General features: G+C 63.0%; 15 protein-coding genes. 11 read left to right on the forward strand and 4 right to left on the reverse strand.

Annotation, left to right across the window (positions count from 1 at the left end; all coding sequences use genetic code 11):
• Nucleotides 1-19: 19 nt before the first annotated feature.
• The 5 genes from NKH57_RS01145 to NKH57_RS01165 all read left to right on the forward strand — a co-directional run bounded on the left by NKH57_RS01145 (nucleotide 20) and on the right by NKH57_RS01165 (nucleotide 7,838).
• A complete protein-coding gene (locus tag NKH57_RS01145) occupies nucleotides 20-1,165 on the forward strand; it encodes a hypothetical protein (protein ID WP_352940989.1) in 1,146 nt (381 codons plus the stop codon).
• Between the two features lie 24 nt (nucleotides 1,166-1,189).
• A complete protein-coding gene (locus NKH57_RS01150) occupies nucleotides 1,190-3,100 on the forward strand; it encodes an AAA family ATPase (RefSeq protein ID WP_352940991.1) in 1,911 nt (636 codons plus the stop codon).
• Nucleotides 3,101-3,316: 216 nt separating this feature from the next.
• Entirely contained in the window at nucleotides 3,317-4,615 is a 1,299-nt protein-coding gene (locus tag NKH57_RS01155) for a DUF6638 family protein (RefSeq protein WP_023760684.1), read from the forward strand.
• A gap of 105 nt (nucleotides 4,616-4,720) precedes the next feature.
• Nucleotides 4,721-5,845, forward strand: coding sequence for a DUF2333 family protein (locus NKH57_RS01160; protein ID WP_023760683.1), 1,125 nt, complete (start codon nucleotides 4,721-4,723; stop codon nucleotides 5,843-5,845).
• 313 nt (nucleotides 5,846-6,158) lie between these two features.
• Nucleotides 6,159-7,838, forward strand: a complete 1,680-nt coding sequence (locus NKH57_RS01165) for a formate--tetrahydrofolate ligase (protein ID WP_023760682.1) — start codon at nucleotides 6,159-6,161, stop codon at nucleotides 7,836-7,838.
• 68 nt (nucleotides 7,839-7,906) lie between these two features.
• On the opposite strand, the gene NKH57_RS01170 is transcribed toward NKH57_RS01165, so the two are convergent.
• Entirely contained in the window at nucleotides 7,907-8,551 is a 645-nt protein-coding gene (locus NKH57_RS01170) for a cysteine hydrolase family protein (RefSeq protein WP_352940995.1), read from the reverse strand.
• Between the two features lie 127 nt (nucleotides 8,552-8,678).
• Between NKH57_RS01170 and NKH57_RS01175 the strand changes: the two genes are divergently transcribed.
• Entirely contained in the window at nucleotides 8,679-9,671 is a 993-nt protein-coding gene (locus NKH57_RS01175; RefSeq protein ID WP_352940998.1) for a GlxA family transcriptional regulator, read from the forward strand.
• 45 nt (nucleotides 9,672-9,716) lie between these two features.
• Here the strand turns inward: NKH57_RS01175 and NKH57_RS01180 are convergent, their stop codons facing one another.
• Nucleotides 9,717-10,325: a cytochrome b/b6 domain-containing protein gene (locus tag NKH57_RS01180; RefSeq protein WP_352941001.1), complete on the reverse strand. Its 609-nt coding sequence runs from the start codon at nucleotides 10,323-10,325 to the stop codon at nucleotides 9,717-9,719.
• 5 nt (nucleotides 10,326-10,330) lie between these two features.
• Nucleotides 10,331-10,597 (reverse strand): PepSY domain-containing protein, encoded by a 267-nt coding sequence (locus NKH57_RS01185; RefSeq protein ID WP_023760678.1) that lies wholly within the window; start codon nucleotides 10,595-10,597, stop codon nucleotides 10,331-10,333.
• A gap of 166 nt (nucleotides 10,598-10,763) precedes the next feature.
• Between NKH57_RS01185 and NKH57_RS01190 the strand changes: the two genes are divergently transcribed.
• Together NKH57_RS01190 and NKH57_RS01195 are read left to right on the forward strand one after the other, a co-directional pair.
• Nucleotides 10,764-11,423: a response regulator gene (locus NKH57_RS01190; RefSeq protein ID WP_352941003.1), complete on the forward strand. Its 660-nt coding sequence runs from the start codon at nucleotides 10,764-10,766 to the stop codon at nucleotides 11,421-11,423.
• Entirely contained in the window at nucleotides 11,420-12,754 is a 1,335-nt protein-coding gene (locus NKH57_RS01195) for an ATP-binding protein (RefSeq protein WP_352941005.1), read from the forward strand. Before NKH57_RS01190 ends, NKH57_RS01195 begins: the two co-directional genes overlap by 4 nt.
• 2 nt (nucleotides 12,755-12,756) lie before the next feature.
• On the opposite strand, the gene NKH57_RS01200 is transcribed toward NKH57_RS01195, so the two are convergent.
• Nucleotides 12,757-13,314: a sugar O-acetyltransferase gene (locus NKH57_RS01200; RefSeq protein WP_352941007.1), complete on the reverse strand. Its 558-nt coding sequence runs from the start codon at nucleotides 13,312-13,314 to the stop codon at nucleotides 12,757-12,759.
• 172 nt (nucleotides 13,315-13,486) lie between these two features.
• Here NKH57_RS01200 and NKH57_RS01205 point away from each other — a divergent pair, with 172 nt between their 5' ends.
• The 3 genes from NKH57_RS01205 to NKH57_RS01215 all read left to right on the forward strand — a co-directional run bounded on the left by NKH57_RS01205 (nucleotide 13,487) and on the right by NKH57_RS01215 (nucleotide 16,602).
• Nucleotides 13,487-13,948 (forward strand): DUF4126 domain-containing protein, encoded by a 462-nt coding sequence (locus NKH57_RS01205; protein ID WP_352941009.1) that lies wholly within the window; start codon nucleotides 13,487-13,489, stop codon nucleotides 13,946-13,948.
• On the forward strand, nucleotides 13,945-15,321 hold the full coding sequence (locus NKH57_RS01210; protein WP_352941011.1) for an FAD-containing oxidoreductase: 1,377 nt from the start codon (nucleotides 13,945-13,947) through the stop codon (nucleotides 15,319-15,321). Before NKH57_RS01205 ends, NKH57_RS01210 begins: the two co-directional genes overlap by 4 nt.
• Before the next feature lie 225 nt (nucleotides 15,322-15,546).
• Nucleotides 15,547-16,602: a M14 family metallopeptidase gene (locus tag NKH57_RS01215; protein ID WP_352941013.1), complete on the forward strand. Its 1,056-nt coding sequence runs from the start codon at nucleotides 15,547-15,549 to the stop codon at nucleotides 16,600-16,602.
• Nucleotides 16,603-16,875 lie beyond the last annotated feature (273 nt).

Here is a 16,875-nt window from a genome sequence, read left to right on the forward strand (position 1 = left end):
TGCCCGCGAGCGTACAGGCATGACCCCCGAAAACGAAGCGGCGGCACGGTATTTCTCTGCCATCACGGCCGCGCTCAGCGGCCTTGAAGTGTTCATGCGCGACGATCGCTCGCCGCTCTACCGGCACGGCATCGTCGCCAAGATCGTCGCCGAATACATCGCCCGGCTCGACAAGTCATTCGCCTGCTGGCGCAATCGGCTGGGCTTCATGGACACTTTCCGCATTTCGCGCGCCGAGAGCGGATTTCCGGTGTTCCAGAACCTGCTCGAACTGGAAAATGACCGCCGCCAGGCGGACGCACGGCTCGCCAACATTCCGCTGGCCGGCGAGTTGCGCGAGGAGATGGCCGACTTCATCCTGCGCCACAAGGAGTTCCCCGAGGCGTTGCAGAAGTCGATGGCCGAACGGCTTTATCTAGAGGACGTGAAGAGCGAAAACACGTTCGGCTCGTTCACACTGGCGCAAACGGCCAAGGTCTCGGTCAACCCGAAGACGGGGCGTCCCTACTATCTCGTCCACTGGGCGACGTTCGACGGCAGTGCCAACCTGCCGCTGGTCTACATGGTGACGGTGGAGGATTCTTCCGAAGACATGGTCCGACAGCTTGTCGACAGAAACGGCAAGCTGAACGAGACGATCGACATCCCGCTGCCGGTGGACGGCCTGCTCAATCCCGAGCTCGCCCATCGTTTCGACGATTTCACCGAGAAGAATTCGGCCTATACGCTGTCGCCGGCGACCATCGCGGTCAACCTCGACAAGGATTTCGAGCCGCTGCATCCCAAGCAGCTGCGCCGCGTCGTGCTCGGTCCATTCTATTCGGCCGGCATCACCGACAACAATTCAAGGGTGACCGAAGTGCTCGCCAAGGTGCGCAAGCCGGAAAACGCCTGGCTGCTGACCTGGACCATCCAGGAGGTCTATTCCAAAGCCGAGAAGCCCGGTCGCAAGGGGCTGTTTTCAAGCGAGAAGACGACGCAGGAATTCTTCATCAACACCGACGACCTGGAAGCCGCGCGCCAGGGCGTGTCGAGCTACGAAAACCACGCGCTGATCCCGCACGAAGCCTATCAGGCGCTGTATGCCGTCGGCGAGGCGCAGAAGATTTTTGCCGGCTACAAGGTTCACATCCTGTCCAACGGGCAGGTCATCTCAGACGTCTGACCGTCACACCACGGAGCACCCTTCATGGATACCGGCCTGACCACCATACCGGAAGCCGCCATCGAGAAGCACCGCGCCACCGCGCAGAGCTTCATCACCCGCATTGTCATGCTGGAGGATCCGTCACGTGAGTCCGGCACGGCACTTGCCGGCACCAATCGCCGCTTCGTCTCGACCGTCTCGGTCGGCTCGGTGCGCCGCACACGCGAGGTCGAGCTGTCGAAGACCGTCGGCGCCGTCCATCCCGACGATCAGTTGCTGACCATCCCGCAGCACACGCTTCTGTTTCGGGCCCGGCGCGGCACGGCGATCGCGCTCGCAATATCGGACGTTTTTGCTGAAGGCTCGGACCTCGAAAGCCTGCAGGCCAGGAACACCCGCGCCCCGCTCGAGGGCGACGAGGCGTCCACCTTCAAGAAGCTTCTGTCGGCCTCGGCCTACGTCTCCGCCTTCAGCCTCGCCTCCTATCTGTTCCAGTTGATCGACAGCGACGGCGAGGCACCCAACGATATCCCCGAGCCGGATTTCCTGTTCGATACGCCGCAAGATGCGGTGAAGTCGATCCTGGCCGGCCTCGACAAGGCGATCTCAGGCTCGTCCGATGATGCCGATTTGATGACCAGGGCGCGGGCCTTTTCCCGCGTCGCCATCGACGGGCTTTTGGCCCGCAAGGGTCGCTTCGACGGCATCGGCCCGTTCGAGAACGCCCATATCCGCATCGATGTCGATGACTTCACCCTCGATGGCTTTGACGTTGCACCGGGCAAGCGCTCCAAGCCACTGGTGATGACCTTCAAGAAGCCGGAGGAGGTCGTCGGCAATCACATCGCCAAATACCAGTCGGTCAAGCTCGCCAAGATGCTGATGGCCTACGACTTCGAGCGCGAGATGAACCCGTTCGTCGAGCTCGGCGGCTTCCTGTTCACCTTCATCGGCGACGGCGCGCCCGGCACCGGCAAGACGACGCTGATCCAGATGATCGCCGGCCTCGTCAACGGCTATTGCCAGGTCGCCCGCTATCCCTTCGCCTATGAGAATTTCGGCGTCGACCAGATCTCGTCCTACCAGGGCAAGTCCGGCCAGAACTGCCGTCAGTTCATCAACAATGTCTTGAACCCGCGCGTCATCGGCTTCGGCACCATCGACGACATCGACCAGGTGGCGGCGCGCCGCTCCGACGACCGCGCCTCGGCCGGCCAGCAGGAGATCACCGGCGTCTTGATGGATGCCTTCGCGGGCGCCGCCACCGTGGTGCGCGGCAATTGCTCGTTCGGCATGTTTTCCAACTATCCCGAGAACGTCGACGATGCGCTGCGACAGCGCGCCGGCGCCCGCTGGCTGGTCGACGGGCCGCAGAGCCGCGACGACTACATCGACATCTTCGTGCTGCTTGCCGGCAAGAACCACAAGATCCCGCTCGGCGACCACGATCTCTATGCCGCGCAGGAGATCCAGCGCGCCGTGACCGAGGCCTATGAGGAGCACGAGAAGCCAAGGGAAGACGGGCTGATGAAGGTCTACGAGCGCTACATGAAAGAGAACGGCGCGCCGAAATCGATGGCCGACATCGGCACCTATCTGCACCTGATCAAGGATGCCGAACCGCGCTTCACCGGCCGCGCCATCAAGAACGTCACCGACGCCATCAAGATGCGCGCCATGGACATCGAGCTTCCCGACGACTGGTTCGAGAAGCCGGAAGTTTTCATGCACAAGGGCTACGACGAGAAGAAAGCGATGATCGAGGAACTGCGCGGGCCGTTCTCGATGGACATGGTCATGCAGGAGATCAACCGCTACGCCGACAGCGAGTTCCGCTATTCCGACAAGTCCGACGACGCCGCCGTGGAAAAGCTGCTGCGCGACGCGCGGCTGCGCGAACGGGCTGCACGGGAGATGGAGGAGATGAAAAAGAAGGGGCTTTGGAATGCGTGAGCTGAGCCGTCCTTCCCTTCTCCCCTTGTGGGAGAAGGTGTCGCCAAAGGCGACGGATGAGGGGTGTTCCAGCTTGGCACCAACAGCGCTCCGGCCAACACCCCTCAACCGTCTCGGCGCTTCGCGCCGATCCACCTTCTCCCACAAGGGGAGAAGGAAGATCCGCGCCCCTCATCCGCTCTTCGGGCACCTTCTCCCCTTGTGGGAGAAGGGAAGATGACCAAGAAACCCGACCTTCTACGCGACAACGAGCTGATCTACGGCCGGCTGCTGACGGTCGACGAGTCGCACCTGATCCAGCGCTACAACAAGGCGCTCGCCGCATTCGGCTTGAAGCCCACCAAGCTGAAAAGCTTTCAGATTGACCGCACCGGCTTCTCGCCCGAAGTGGCCGAGGAATGCGGCGACTACGATTATCTCGATCCCAACGAGGTCAACCGCCGCTTCATCATCCTGACGCCGTCGCAGATCGACCTGCCGGTGGTGCATACGGCCTTCTCCAACACCTCGCAGCTGATGTTCGAGTTCATGTCCAAGAACCAGCGCGCCATCGACGCGCTGACCATCAAGGACGTGATCTACGGCGAGATCGAGGATTCCATTCCGAAGGTCAACGACATCGAGGATTTGCTGTCGATCAACCAGGTCGAGTTCAAGGTGCTGTCGGCCGAGGATGTGCTAGGCAAGGCCGCCGAGCTCGGCAAGCTCGTCGACCGGCTTAGGCAGGAGCCCGACGCCTGGCGCGACAACGCCATGCTGACCCGCATGGTGGAGCTTGCCAAGATCTGCGGTGACATCCGCGAAAACGCGCTGGTGCCAGACCAGGTGATCTTCCGCCACAGCGCCTATTGGACCAGCCATTTCGGCGGCCTCTACGTGTTCGTCGACCCTGATATGACGACCGTGATCAGCGATCCGGCGGCTCCCGGTTTCCGCCGTTCGCGACCGTGGCAAGTGAGCTATATCTCGATCAGCGACGCCGACAAGGTGTTCAAATTCCTCGCCACCACCGGGCGGATCGAGCTGCCGCGTGCCTCCTGGGTCGAGACATCGGGCTATCTCGAGCACCGGGCCGAGATGGTGGTGCGCGCGCTGATCCGCGACGCCGACCCGAACCGGAACCTGACCGACGTCGACAAGGTCTGGCTGCAGACCTGGATCCAGAGCCATGCCGACCTGATCACCGAAGACGGCAACTTTCCCTTTCTCAACGCCGCCAAGCGCGAGATCGCCCAGCTCGGCCACCTCAAGATCGAGGATGTCTCCCCGCAGCAGCGCTTCCTGGTGATCCGCGCCAAATCAGAACATCCCGACGCCTGGCTGACCAACCGGCTGATCTCGGATTTCGTGCCGTCGGATTTCGTCTCGCGCTACATCTTCAACAAGGACGGCTTCTACAGGGACTATGACGGCTTCAGCGACGCCTGGCGCTCGCATGTTGTAGACGTTCTCAAAACCACATATCTGAAGGACAAGGTGGCGTTTCGCACACGCCTCTATGGCCTGACCGACTAGAACGAAATGAACTGTCACTTCGTTCTAACTTACTGTTTTGGCGCATGATGTTATCCAAACAGTCTGCAACTTTTTGGCATCATGCTTTGAGGGGATGACATTGCCATGCTCGATCCGATCGTGAACTTCTTCACCCGGATTTTCCAGTGGATCGGCCGCGGCATTGGGCTTGTGATCGGCGCGATCCTGTGGCCGTTCCTGTGGGCCGGGCGCTGGTATACGCAGCGTGGCTGGATCCTCAAGGCGGCGCTCGGCCTGGCTTTGCTGGTGCTGATCGGCCTCTACGCCAATTTCTTCTACGCCACCCAATGGTGGAACAATTTCAACCCGAACTACCCCGACACATACACTTTCGAGAAACGCAACGTCTCCGCCGGCGAACAGGTCTCGGCGGGCTCAGGTACCGACACGGCCAAGACCTGCGGCAACTCCGGCATCGCCCAGGTGGCGGCCGACCTGACCGATTTCAACGTCAACCAGAATGCCTGGATCTCGTCGATGATCCTCTACAAGCTCGGCCTGTTTGGGATCGACTGGGATAACACGCCGTGGATGGACAACAAGGCCTCGTTCCAGCGCGGCATCAACCAGGCGGTGCGGCGCACCGCAACCGAACTCGCCGACAATCTCGGCCGTGTGCGCACCACCTCGCAGATCGATAGCGATCTGCAGAATGCCCGCGGCAATCTGCAGTTCGATGAGGAGACCTGGTATTTCGGCCTGAACCCGTTCGGCCCCAAGACGCCGACACCAAGCTACTATCGCGACGCCGTCCGCATGCTGCGTTCCTTCAACGCTCGCCTTGCCACCTGCCAGGCGACGTTCGACGCCCGCGCCGACAATTTGAAACAATATATCGACCGTATCTCGTCCGACATCGGCTCGACCTCGGCGATCCTCAAGGAACGCGCTGAAAACCACAACAATGGCTGGTTCGATTTCCGCGCCGACGACCGTTTCTGGTTCGCCTATGGCCAGCTCTATGGCTATTACGGGCTGATGAAGGGTGCCCAGGCCGACTTCGACGACGTCATCAAGGAAAAGCATCTGCAGAACCTGTGGGACACGATGGACTCGCAGTTCGTCTCGGCGCTGCGCATCCAGCCCTTTATCATCGCCAACGGCCGCGAGGACGGCTGGATCCTGCCGACGCACCTGACGACAATGGGCTTCTACGTGCTCAGGGTGCGCTCCAACATGGTCGAAATCAGCAACGTCCTGACTCAGTAGCGCTGTTCCGTTGGGCACCACGCGATGGCGAATTTGCGCCGTCGCCTCTGTCGCATTCCGTGCATTGTGCGGCTGTTTTGAGACGGCGGCGCGACGCGTCCTCTGGCTTGTATACGGCGCGGCAACGGAGCCAGGAAGAACCGATGACAGGTCGGCCGGTCCGCAGAGGAATTTTCTCTATAGGAAACATAGTTGCATGCAAGTTGACGCCGCGGCAGCGAGAGGGTTAGAACATGCCCGCGCCCGGTTCCAACCTGCTTGCGAGTGACATCAAACCCGTCCCCTCCACCGTCCAATCCAGAGGAAAGCCGTCATGGCCGAAGTGAAGTCCGACATCGAGATCGCGCGCGGCGCCAGGAAAAAGCAGATCCAGGAGATCGGCCAGAAGATCGGCATCCCGACCGAACATCTGCTGCCCTATGGCCACGACAAGGCCAAGATCTCCGCCGAGTTCATAAAGTCGGTGAAGGGCAACAAGGATGGCAAGCTGATCCTCGTCACCGCCATCAACCCGACGCCGGCCGGCGAAGGCAAGACGACGACCACGGTCGGCCTCGGCGACGGCCTGAACCGCATCGGCAGGAAGGCGATCGTCTGCATCCGCGAGGCCTCGCTCGGCCCGAACTTCGGCGTCAAGGGCGGCGCTGCCGGCGGCGGTTACGCGCAGGTCGTGCCGATGGAGGACATGAACCTCCACTTCACCGGTGACTTCCACGCCATCACCACGGCGCACAACTTGCTTTCGGCGCTCATCGACAACCACATCTACTGGGGCAATGAGCTCGGCATCGACACCCGCCGCGTCGTCTGGCGCCGCGTCATGGACATGAACGACCGTGCGCTGCGCGAGATGATCTGCTCGCTCGGCGGCGTCGCCAACGGTTTTCCGCGCGAGGGCGGCTTCGACATCACCGTCGCCTCGGAAGTCATGGCGATCCTTTGCCTGTCGACCGACCTGAAGGACCTTGAAAAGCGCCTTGGCGACATCATCGTCGCCTATCGCCGCGACAAGTCGGCCGTCTATGCCCGCGACCTCAAGGCCGACGGCGCCATGGCCGTTCTGCTGAAGGACGCCATGCAGCCGAACCTGGTGCAGACGCTGGAGAACAACCCGGCCTTCGTGCATGGCGGCCCGTTCGCCAACATCGCGCATGGCTGCAACTCGGTCGTCGCCACCACGACGGCGCTCAAGCTTGCCGACTACGTCGTCACCGAAGCCGGCTTCGGCGCCGATCTCGGCGCGGAAAAGTTCTTCGACATCAAGTGCCGCAAGGCTGGGCTGAAGCCGGCAGCAGCCGTCATCGTCGCCACCGTGCGCGCCATGAAGATGAATGGCGGCGTCAAGAAGGAAGACCTCGGCAAGGAAAATGTCGAAGCGGTGAAGAAGGGCTGCGCCAACCTTGGCCGCCACATCGAGAACATCAGGCAGTTCGGCGTGCCGGCGGTGGTCGCCATCAATCACTTCTATTCCGACACCGACGCCGAGATCCAGGCGATGAAGGACTATGTCGCCTCGATGGGTGAGGAAGCCATCCTGTGCAAGCACTGGGCCCACGGCTCGGCCGGCATCGAAGACCTCGCCAACAAGGTGGTGGCGCTGGCCGAATCCGGCGCTTCGCAGTTCGCGCCGCTCTATCCCGATGCCATGCCGCTGTTCGAGAAGATCAACACCATCGTCCAGCGCATCTATCGCGGCTCGGAGGCCATTGCCGACAAGTCGGTGCGCGACCAGCTGCACGCCTGGGAGCAGGCCGGCTATGGCCACCTGCCGGTATGCATGGCCAAGACCCAGTACTCGTTCTCGACCGACCCGAACCTGCGCGGTGCGCCGACCGGTCACACCGTGCCGGTGCGCGAGGTCAGGCTTTCGGCCGGTGCCGGCTTCGTCGTCATCATCTGCGGCGAGGTTATGACTATGCCCGGCCTGCCCAAGGCTCCGTCCTCGGAGAAGATCTTCCTCAACGAAATGGGCCAGATCGAAGGCCTGTTCTGAGACTTAAGTCTCGACATATCAAAAGGGCGCCGCAGCGATGCGGCGCCCTTTGCATTTTCCGCTGATGCTTATGCGGCGCTCCGCGACAGCGCCCGCTGGTTGGAGCCGACGATCGTGTCACGCTCCGGCAGCGCTCCTGTCTTCAGGCACTCGACCCATTCGGCGGTCTTGAGCACGGCGGCGAAGCGCGACTGCAGGATGATCGTGACCACGCGGTGGATCTCCTCAGCCGAGGCGTAGCCGGCGCTGTTGGCGTATGGCACCGAGCCGGTGGCGTCGGACAGGAACTCGACGGCGAAGCCCATATGGACGGCGTGGATGATGGTCGACAGGTCGCAATTATGCGTCATGTAGCCGACCACCGTGATCGTATCGATGGCGTTGGCATGCAGCCAGTCCTCGAGGTCGGTTCCGGTGAAGGCGGAGGGCAGGTTCTTTTCGACATAATGGTCGCGACTGCGCCTGGCGATTTCGGGATGCAGTTCGCCGCCATGGCTGCCCTTGGCGAAGATCGGCGATGTCTCGGGCGCCATCTGCTTGACGACCACCACCTTGATGCCGGCCGCTACCGCCGCATCCATCGCCCGGGCGACATGGACGACGCTGTCGCGGAACGGCGGATGCTGGATGGCAAGATTGCCGCCGTCATAGTCGTTCTGGACATCGATGACGATCAGCGCCCGGCGTGGCGTGGTGTTGGCTGGGTCAGACATTGTGTTTTCCTTTCCGGCTTGAATGCGATCGTCCGAAAATAGGCAGGCTGCCAACTCGTCGAAAGTGACCCGATTGACATCATTAGAAAGAATTGGGACAATATACACTCACTCGCTGGAGGCACCCATGACCGACCCGATCGTTGCCGTCCTCGCCTTCGACGGCATCAGCCCCTTCCATCTCTCCGTGCCGTGCCTGGTCTTCGGCGAGGACAGGACGGCCCTTGGACTGCCGCGCTTCGACTTCCGCATCTGTGCGGTCAAGGCCGGCCCAATCCACACCGAGGCCGGCTTGACCGTCGCCGCCCCGCATGGGCTCGAAGGTTTTGACGCTGCCGACATTGTCATCATTCCAAGCTGGGATCATCTCGGCGAGCCGCCGGCGCCGTTGCTGATGGAGGCGTTAGGCCAAGCACACCGGCGCGGCGCCTTGATTGTCGGCCTGTGCCTGGGAACCTTTGCCATCGCCGCAGCCGGGCTGTTGTCGGGCCGCCGTGCCGCCACGCATTGGGCCTATTCAGAACAGTTGCAAACGCTCCACCCCGATGTCGCCGTCGACGCCACGGTGCTCTATGTCGACAATGGCGATGTCGTGACGTCGGCCGGCGTCGCCGCCGGTCTCGACTGCTGTCTCCACATCGTGCGCGCCCGCTATGGCGCGGAAGCGGCACTGCGGCTCGCCCGCCAGATCGTGCTTTCCCCGCATCGGCAGGGTGGGCAGGCGCAATTCATCGAGCATCCGGTGGCGAGGAGCGCGGATGCCGACCGTTTCGCCCAAGCCCTCGACGCGGTTCGTGCAACGCTCGGAGAGACGCATAGCCTGGACAGCGTCGCCGAGGCCGCCGGCCTGACCCGGCGCACCTTCACCCGCCGCTTTCAAAAATCGATCGGCACCAGTTTCGGCGAATGGCTGACCGGCCAGCGGGTCGAACTGGCGCAGCGGTTGCTGGAAGCCACGGAGAAACCGATGGATATCGTGGCGTTCGAGGCCGGCTTCGGCAGCGCCACCTCGCTGCGCCAGCATTTCGCCGCTCGGCTGAGGACATCACCGGCGCAATACCGGCGCGAATTTTCCAGGCGGGCCGATCAGCGGGACGAACGTATGGCGCCGCCCTTCTGAGACAGAACGCCGAGGCGCCGCATCGCGCTGCGCCCTCGGAATTTCTCAGGGAACATCTTGCGGCGAAGGCGCACGCTTGCGGCCGGTGAGCATGGCGCGAACCAGATTCTCATGATGACGAACGCTGGCCAGCAGCACGCCGCCGACATGAAGGCCGACCAGCACGAGAATTCCATTGCCCAGGATCTTGTGCGTGTCCTCCACCCAGGCCACGCCCCACCAGGCGTCGGTGGTCTGCATCCAACCGGTAAGCGCAATTCCCGCCACGCAAGCCAGAAGTGCCAGCACCATGGCGCCTCCAGCCGGATTATGGCCGAGATGACGCCTCTCGCGGCCCTTTGCCACGTCGGCGAGATACAGGCTGACGGTTTGCGGTCCGCGCACGAATTGACGAAAGCGCGTATACCCCGAACCCGCCAGCCCGGCGATCAGCCGCGAGGCAATCAGAACCCCAGCGCCATAGCCGGCCAGTTCATGCACCTTCATGATCTCTCCGGAGGAAAGCCAAGCCACCGCAACGCACAGGACCAAGGACCAGTGAAAGAGGCGGACATAGGGGCTCCAGACCCTGACCAGGTTTTCTCGTGTCGAATCGACCGAGGCTTCTCGTGTCGACTCGACCGAGGCTTCTCGTGTCGAAAAGGTGGCGTTCATGGCGGTCAGCCGTCGTCGGAATCGGCGCCGACCGACTCGAGCGTCTTGGGGTTGAAGACGGCTTCCAGCTTCTTGCCCTTGGCGTCGAGCGCCTTGGCTTCATAGCAGCCGTTTTCCGTCTTGATGCTGCGAACCTTCCAGCCTTCGCTTTCAAGCTTCTTTTGCAGCGCCTCGCGCGGCTGCCACTGGTCGGTCGGCACATCACACTTGTCGGCGGCAAAGGCCGGCCCGGCAAGAGCCATCACCAGCGCGGTCAAGGTCAAGGTCTTCATCTTCTTTTCTCCATCGGCCAATTCCGATGTCACGGACCCTGACCGTGAAACCTGACAGCTGCCTGAACACGCCCGGCGTCGCCCAAAAAGCCGCAGTTGGCTTTCATTCAGCTTCCTGTCAGCCTCATCCCGCATAGACGGGCGGGTTGCTGAACACGGAGGCGAAGTGCGCGTTCTGCTGATCGAGGACGATCCTGTACTGGGCGAAGCGGTGCGCGATCACGTTGCCGCCGACGGCCACGCGGTGGATTGGAGCAGGTCGCTTGGTGAAGCCGGCGATCACCTTCGCGTCGTCTCCTATGAACTTGTTCTCCTGGATCTTCATCTGCCGGATGGCAAGGGACTCCAATTCCTGAAGCTGCTGCGCCGCGAAAGCAACGACACGCCAGTCATCATCCTGACCGCCCGCGACCAGCTCTCCGATCGTATAGAGGGGCTGAACTCCGGAGCGGACGACTATCTGGTCAAGCCGTTTGATCTTGGCGAATTGTCCGCGCGCCTCGCCGCCGTCTCGCGCCGCTATGCGGGAAACCCCAATCCCTTGATCCGTTTCGGGTCCGTCGAGATCGACCAGGCCGCCCGCCGCGTCGTCGTCGAAGGCACGGAGGCCATGCTGACATCGCGCGAATGGGCGGTGCTGGAGCAATTCTTGCGCCGGCCCGGCATGACTGTCGGCAAGAACCAGATCGAGGACGCGCTCTATGCCTTCGGCGCGGAGATCGAAAGCAACACTGTCGAAGTCTATGTCAGTCGTCTGCGCAAGAAGATCGGGCGCGACGCCGTCACCACGGTAAGAGGGCTTGGCTACCGTCTGGCATCCCCATGAGACTGCTCAGCAGCCTTGCCGGTCGCCTCGTCGCCTCGCTGATCCTGATCACGGTCGCCTTCGGCCTGGTCGCCGCGGGCACGGGAAGCATCACGCTGCATCGTGAAATCAACGAAGCCATGGACAGCTCGATGCAGGAAGCGGCGCGCCGGCTGCTGCCGCTGGTGATCGACGATCTTTTCGGACGCGAGGCGTCGCAATCGCCCCGCAGGCTGGCGGAGGCCGTCTCAGACGATGACGGCGGGCGTCTCATTTTCCAGGTGCGCGACGCCACCGGTCACGTTCTCATTCATTCTTACAACGCTCCGGCAGAGCCGCTCACGGCCGAGCTTGTTCAGGGTTTCTCGGAGGCATCGGGATGGCGCATCTACACAGAGCCCACGGTCAGCGGCACGGTTCTCATCCAGGTCGCCGAGCTTGATGCACGACGCAACGAGGAAACCCTCGAAGCCGCCACCGGCTTCCTGATACCAATGGTCATCCTGATCCCCTTGAGCGCACTTTTCGCATGGCTGACCCTGGCGCGTTTCCTGAGGCCAATCGAAACACTGCGCGGCGAGATCAGCGCCCGTCATGGCGACAATCTCGCTCCGATCCGAACCGAGGACTTGCCCTCAGAACTCGCCGCTATCGCCAAGTCGGTCAACAGCCTGATGCGGCGCCTGCACATGGCGCTTGATGCAGAAAAGGAATTCACAGCAAACGCCGCGCATGAATTGCGCACGCCGATTGCCGGCGCGCTGGCACAGACGGAGCGGCTGATTGCTGAAGCTCCGGACGAGGCGGCAAGAAAACGCCCGCGTCAGATCAAGGTGGCGTTGGGCGAGCTTGCCAGCCTGTCTGAAAAGCTGATGCAGTTGGCGCGCGCTGACGCCGGAGTGGCCGTTGCCGGCAACCCCGCCGACCTCGCCGCGGTCGCTGCACTGGTGGTGGAAGACTTCGAACAGCGCAGCGAAAACAAGGGCCGCCTTCGCCTCGAAACGCCTGACAAAGGCAAGGCGCTGGCCGCGATTGACACGGATGCACTGGCCATCGTCTTGCGCAACCTCATCGAGAATGCCTTGCGGCATGGCACCGTAGGGGGATCAGTGGTCGTGCACATAGACGAGGACGCCCGACTCAGCGTGGTCAGCCAAGGCCCGGTGGTTCCCGCCCCGGCCGGCCTGATCAGGCGTTTCGAACGCGGCGCAACACGCGCCGAGGGATCGGGCCTCGGCCTGGCGATCGTCAACCGGATCCTGCAACAGATCGATGCGCCACTGGCGCTGAATTCACCCGCATCAGGCCGACAAGACGGATTTGAAGCGACGATCCGGTTTCCTAAGGCATAGCATCAGCTGCGCCTGACCGCCCGTGCCGGATTGCCGACCGCGGTGGTGTTGTCGGGCACGTCGCGCGTCACCACCGCACCGGCGCCGACGATGGCGCCCTCGCCGATGCTGACGCCGCCAAGGATGATGGCACCGCCACCAATCCAGGCATTGGCACCGATCTCGACCGGCCTGCCGATCTCCAGTCCCGCTTGCCGCCCACTGGCCTCCTTGTGGTGCTCGGCGCAATAGATCTGCACATGGGGGCCGAGCAGCGTTCCCCTGCCGATGCGTACGCTTGCCGTGTCGAGGATGGTGCAGCCGGCATTGAGAAAGACGCCGTCGCCGAGAAAGATGTTGAAGCCATAGGCGCAGTGGAACGGCGCCTCGATGCGGGCGCCCTCACCGGCCTTGCCGAGCAACGCCTTCAGGCTTGGCCCGAGATTGCCGCGCTGCCGCGGCGGCAGGCAATTGTGCTCGAACACCGCGTCGCGCGTTGTCGCCCGCAACGCCTCGAGTTCGTCGTCGAGGCACGTGTACCATTGGCCGGCCGCCATCTTTGCGCGCTCGCTTTCAGCCATGACGGTGTCTCCAGTTGACGTCTTTGCCAAAGCACAATTGCAATGGACGGGAAAGTGCCAATGCCTCTGCAACACCGGGCGCAAAAACCATCCCAATTTTCGAAGTCAAGCGCTGGCCAAATGCCGGACCTATGCTAGCCTGCTCTTGCCGGAGAGATCGAGGGGATCAACAATGCTCTATATTCTCGCACTTCTGATCGGCGTCATTGCCGGTCTTCGCGCCATGACCGCGCCAGCCGCCGTCGCCTGGGGCGCCTGGCTCGGCTGGCTGCCGGTTGCCGGCACCTGGGCGAGCTTCATGAGCCATTGGGCAGCCGTCGGCATTTTCACCATCCTGGCCGTCGTCGAGCTGGTGACCGACCAATTGCCGTCAACGCCAAGCCGCAAGGTACCGCAGCAATTCGGCGCCCGCATCATCATGGGTGCCTTCACCGGCGCGGTCATCGGCGCGACAGGCGGCGCCGTGATCGGCGGCCTGATCGCCGGCGCCATCGGCGCGGTCATCGGCACGCTGGGCGGCGCCGAGGCGCGCGGCCGGCTCGCCGCCGCCTTCGGCAAGGATCCGCCCGCCGCCTTCATCGAGGATGCGGTGGCGATCATCGGCGGCCTCCTGATCGTGGCAGCGGTGGCATGACGGCCAAGACGTTCGACGCTATCATCATCGGCGCCGGACAGGCCGGGCCGCCATTGGTGGGCCGGCTGACGGAAGCCGGCATGAGCGTGGCGCTGATCGAGCGCAAGCTGGTCGGGGGCACCTGCGTCAACACCGGCTGCATGCCGACCAAGACCATGGTTGCCAGTGCCTATGCCGCGCAGCTGGCGCGGCGTGCGGCCGACTATGGCGTCACGCTCGGCGGCCCCGTCGGCGTCGACTATGCCAGGATCAAGGCGCGCAAGGACAAGGTGACGATCGACGCCCGCAGCAATCTGGAGAGTTGGATCGGCGGAATGAAGGGCTGCACGCTCTACCGTGGCCATGCGCGTTTCGAATCCTCCAACACGGTGCGCGTCGGCAACGAGCTTCTGACCGCCGAAAAAATCTTCCTCAACACCGGCGGCCGCGCCTCGGTGCCGGATTTGCCCGGCATTCACGACATCGACTATCTGACCAATTCGTCGATGATGGATCTCGACGTGCTGCCGCGCCATCTCGTCGTCGTCGGCGGCAGCTATGTCTCGCTCGAATTCGCGCAGATGTTCCGCCGCTTCGGCAGCGAAGTCACCGTCATCGAGAAGAGCCCCCGCCTGACCGGCCGCGAGGACGAGGATGTCTCGGCCGCCATCCTGTCGATCCTCGAAAACGAAGACATTACAGTCCATGTCGGTGCCGACGACATCAGCTTCGCCAAGCAGGGCAAGGACATCGCGGTGACCTTCTCGGCCGGCAAACCGCCGGCGGTCGGATCGCATGTGCTGCTGGCTCTGGGTAGGACGCCCAACACCGACGACCTCGGCCTCGATAGAGCAGGCGTCGAGGTCGACCGGCGCGGCTTCGTCATTGTCGACGACCAGCTGCGCACCAGCGTGCCCGGTATCTGGGCGATGGGCGATTGCAACGGCAAGGGTGCCTTCACCCACACCTCCTACAACGACTACGAGATCGTCGCCGCCAACCTGCTCGACAACGATCCGCGCAAGGTCAGCGACCGCATCGAAGCTTATGCGCTCTACATCGACCCCCCGCTCGGCCGCTGCGGCATGACCGAGGCCGCGGTGAAGAAATCTGGCCGTCGCGCACTGGTCGGCCAGCGGCCGATGAGCCGAGTCGGCCGCGCTGTCGAAAAGGGCGAGACGCAAGGCTTCATGAAGATCCTGGTCGATGCACATACCAGGGAAATCCTCGGCTGCTCGGTGCTCGGCCCCGGCGGCGACGAGGCGGTGCATTGCGTGCTTGACCTGATGTACGCCAAGGCGCCCGTCGACGCGCTCGCGCGCGCCGTGCACATCCATCCCAATGTCTCGGAATTGCTGCCGACCATTGCCCAGGAGTTGAAGCCGCTGGTTTGAGAGCCTGCAACCTATTTCAAAGCCCTTCTTTTTCTGCATTGCTGCAATTTGGCCGCACGCTTCTTCACTGCCTTCGGCCACCAAGGCGCAACACTTGCCCTGCTGGCGGTCACCGTCGCTGAGGCTCCCGCAGAGTAACCTCTTGCGCCCATAGCGGGGCCGGCTGGACCAATCGACATCGGCACCCTCAAAAAGGCATGTCTCATGCTCTTGATGGAGGAAGTCATGCAGAAATCGATCGAACGCATCGCTGGCGAGAGCGAAGGCGTTTCCTATGAATTCCCGCTGTTCCGCTTTGCGGGCGAGGACAAGGCTGCCCCATCCGCCTATCTGCAGGCAGCGCTCCATGCCGGTGAATTGCCGGGTGTCGTCGCCATCGACGCGCTGATGCCGATGCTCAACAAGGCGGAGGCCGAGGGCCGCATCAAGGGCAACCTCACCATCGTGCCCTGGGCCAACCCGATCGGCCGGGCGCAGTATCATTTCGGCGAGCATCAAGGCCGCTTCCATCTGGGCACCCGCACCAATTTCAACCGCGGCTTTCCATTGCTCGCCGCGCCAGACATAGCCCTCTTGCACGACGCCGCACTTGGCACGGCCGACCAGCGGCTGAAGACCCGCCTGGTGCAACTGTCGCTTGGCCATGACATCGTGCTCGACCTGCACTGCGACGACGAAGGTCTTGCCTATCTCTACGTCCACACCAGCCTGTGGCCGGCAATGGCCGATTGTGCGGCCGCCATGGGCGTCGATGCGGTCGTGCTGTGGAGCGAGGACACCGATGGCACCTTCGAAGGCGCCTCGATCATGCCCTACCAAAACGTTCCCGATGATGTGGCCAAGCTCGGACGCCGCGTCGCCACCACGGTCGAATATCGCGGCATCCTCGATGTCGACGGTGCCTTGGCCGCCTCCGACGCCGAAGGGCTCTACCGGCTGCTGGTGGCGCGCGGCGTGATCGCCGATCCCGCGCTGCCCGCGCCTGGCGCGTTCAAAGGGGTCGTCGCGCCGCTGGAAAACATCGACATGATGCCGGCGCCCAGGGGCGGAGCGGTTCTCTATGACGTGAAGCCCGGCGACCGCGTCGCCAAGGGTGCACGCCTTGCCACCATCGTCCATGCACCGGGCGAAGCCGATGGCCGCACGGAGGTCTTCGCACCGCAAGACGGCATCATTCTGACCCGGCGGTCGCGCCGCATCATCCGCGCCGGCGAGGATCTGCTGAAGCTGGTCGGCGACAGGAAGAGCGCCGACGCCCGATCAGGCACGCTGGAGGACTGAGGAAGCTTTGCCTCGTAGTTTGCCGAAGCACCCCATAGCTTCGTCATTCTAGGGCGAAGCAAGGAGCGAAGCGACGCGGCGCAGACCCTAGAATCCATGCCGCGACTTCAAAGCGTCGCTACGTGCAGAATTCTGTTCCGCTGCGCCCTTCAACTGAGGTCGCGGCATGGATTCTAGGGTCTGCGCCGCGTCGCTTAGCTCCTGCTCCGCCCGTGGGTTCCGAAGTTGCGAGGCGTCGGCCCATACCAAACCCGTTGCATGCAGCATCCCCCG

The organism is Mesorhizobium sp. M1050 (assembly GCF_040318715.1).
Classification (GTDB): Bacteria; Pseudomonadota; Alphaproteobacteria; order Rhizobiales; family Rhizobiaceae; genus Mesorhizobium.

Bases quoted from the DNA above. Each gene is read 5' to 3' on its own strand.
- NKH57_RS01145 (WP_352940989.1), top strand. From the start codon at position 20: ATGACCCCCGAAAACGAAGCGGCGGCACGGTATTTCTCTGCCATCACG.
- NKH57_RS01150 (WP_352940991.1), top strand. From the start codon at position 1,190: ATGGATACCGGCCTGACCACCATACCGGAAGCCGCCATCGAGAAGCAC.
- NKH57_RS01155 (WP_023760684.1), top strand. From the start codon at position 3,317: ATGACCAAGAAACCCGACCTTCTACGCGACAACGAGCTGATCTACGGC.
- NKH57_RS01160 (WP_023760683.1), top strand. From the start codon at position 4,721: ATGCTCGATCCGATCGTGAACTTCTTCACCCGGATTTTCCAGTGGATC.
- NKH57_RS01165 (WP_023760682.1), top strand. From the start codon at position 6,159: ATGGCCGAAGTGAAGTCCGACATCGAGATCGCGCGCGGCGCCAGGAAA.
- NKH57_RS01170 (WP_352940995.1), bottom strand. From the start codon at position 8,551: ATGTCTGACCCAGCCAACACCACGCCACGCCGGGCGCTGATCGTCATC.
- NKH57_RS01175 (WP_352940998.1), top strand. From the start codon at position 8,679: ATGACCGACCCGATCGTTGCCGTCCTCGCCTTCGACGGCATCAGCCCC.
- NKH57_RS01180 (WP_352941001.1), bottom strand. From the start codon at position 10,325: ATGAACGCCACCTTTTCGACACGAGAAGCCTCGGTCGAGTCGACACGA.
- NKH57_RS01185 (WP_023760678.1), bottom strand. From the start codon at position 10,597: ATGAAGACCTTGACCTTGACCGCGCTGGTGATGGCTCTTGCCGGGCCG.
- NKH57_RS01195 (WP_352941005.1), top strand. From the start codon at position 11,420: ATGAGACTGCTCAGCAGCCTTGCCGGTCGCCTCGTCGCCTCGCTGATC.
- NKH57_RS01200 (WP_352941007.1), bottom strand. From the start codon at position 13,314: ATGGCTGAAAGCGAGCGCGCAAAGATGGCGGCCGGCCAATGGTACACG.
- NKH57_RS01205 (WP_352941009.1), top strand. From the start codon at position 13,487: ATGCTCTATATTCTCGCACTTCTGATCGGCGTCATTGCCGGTCTTCGC.
- NKH57_RS01210 (WP_352941011.1), top strand. From the start codon at position 13,945: ATGACGGCCAAGACGTTCGACGCTATCATCATCGGCGCCGGACAGGCC.
- NKH57_RS01215 (WP_352941013.1), top strand. From the start codon at position 15,547: ATGCAGAAATCGATCGAACGCATCGCTGGCGAGAGCGAAGGCGTTTCC.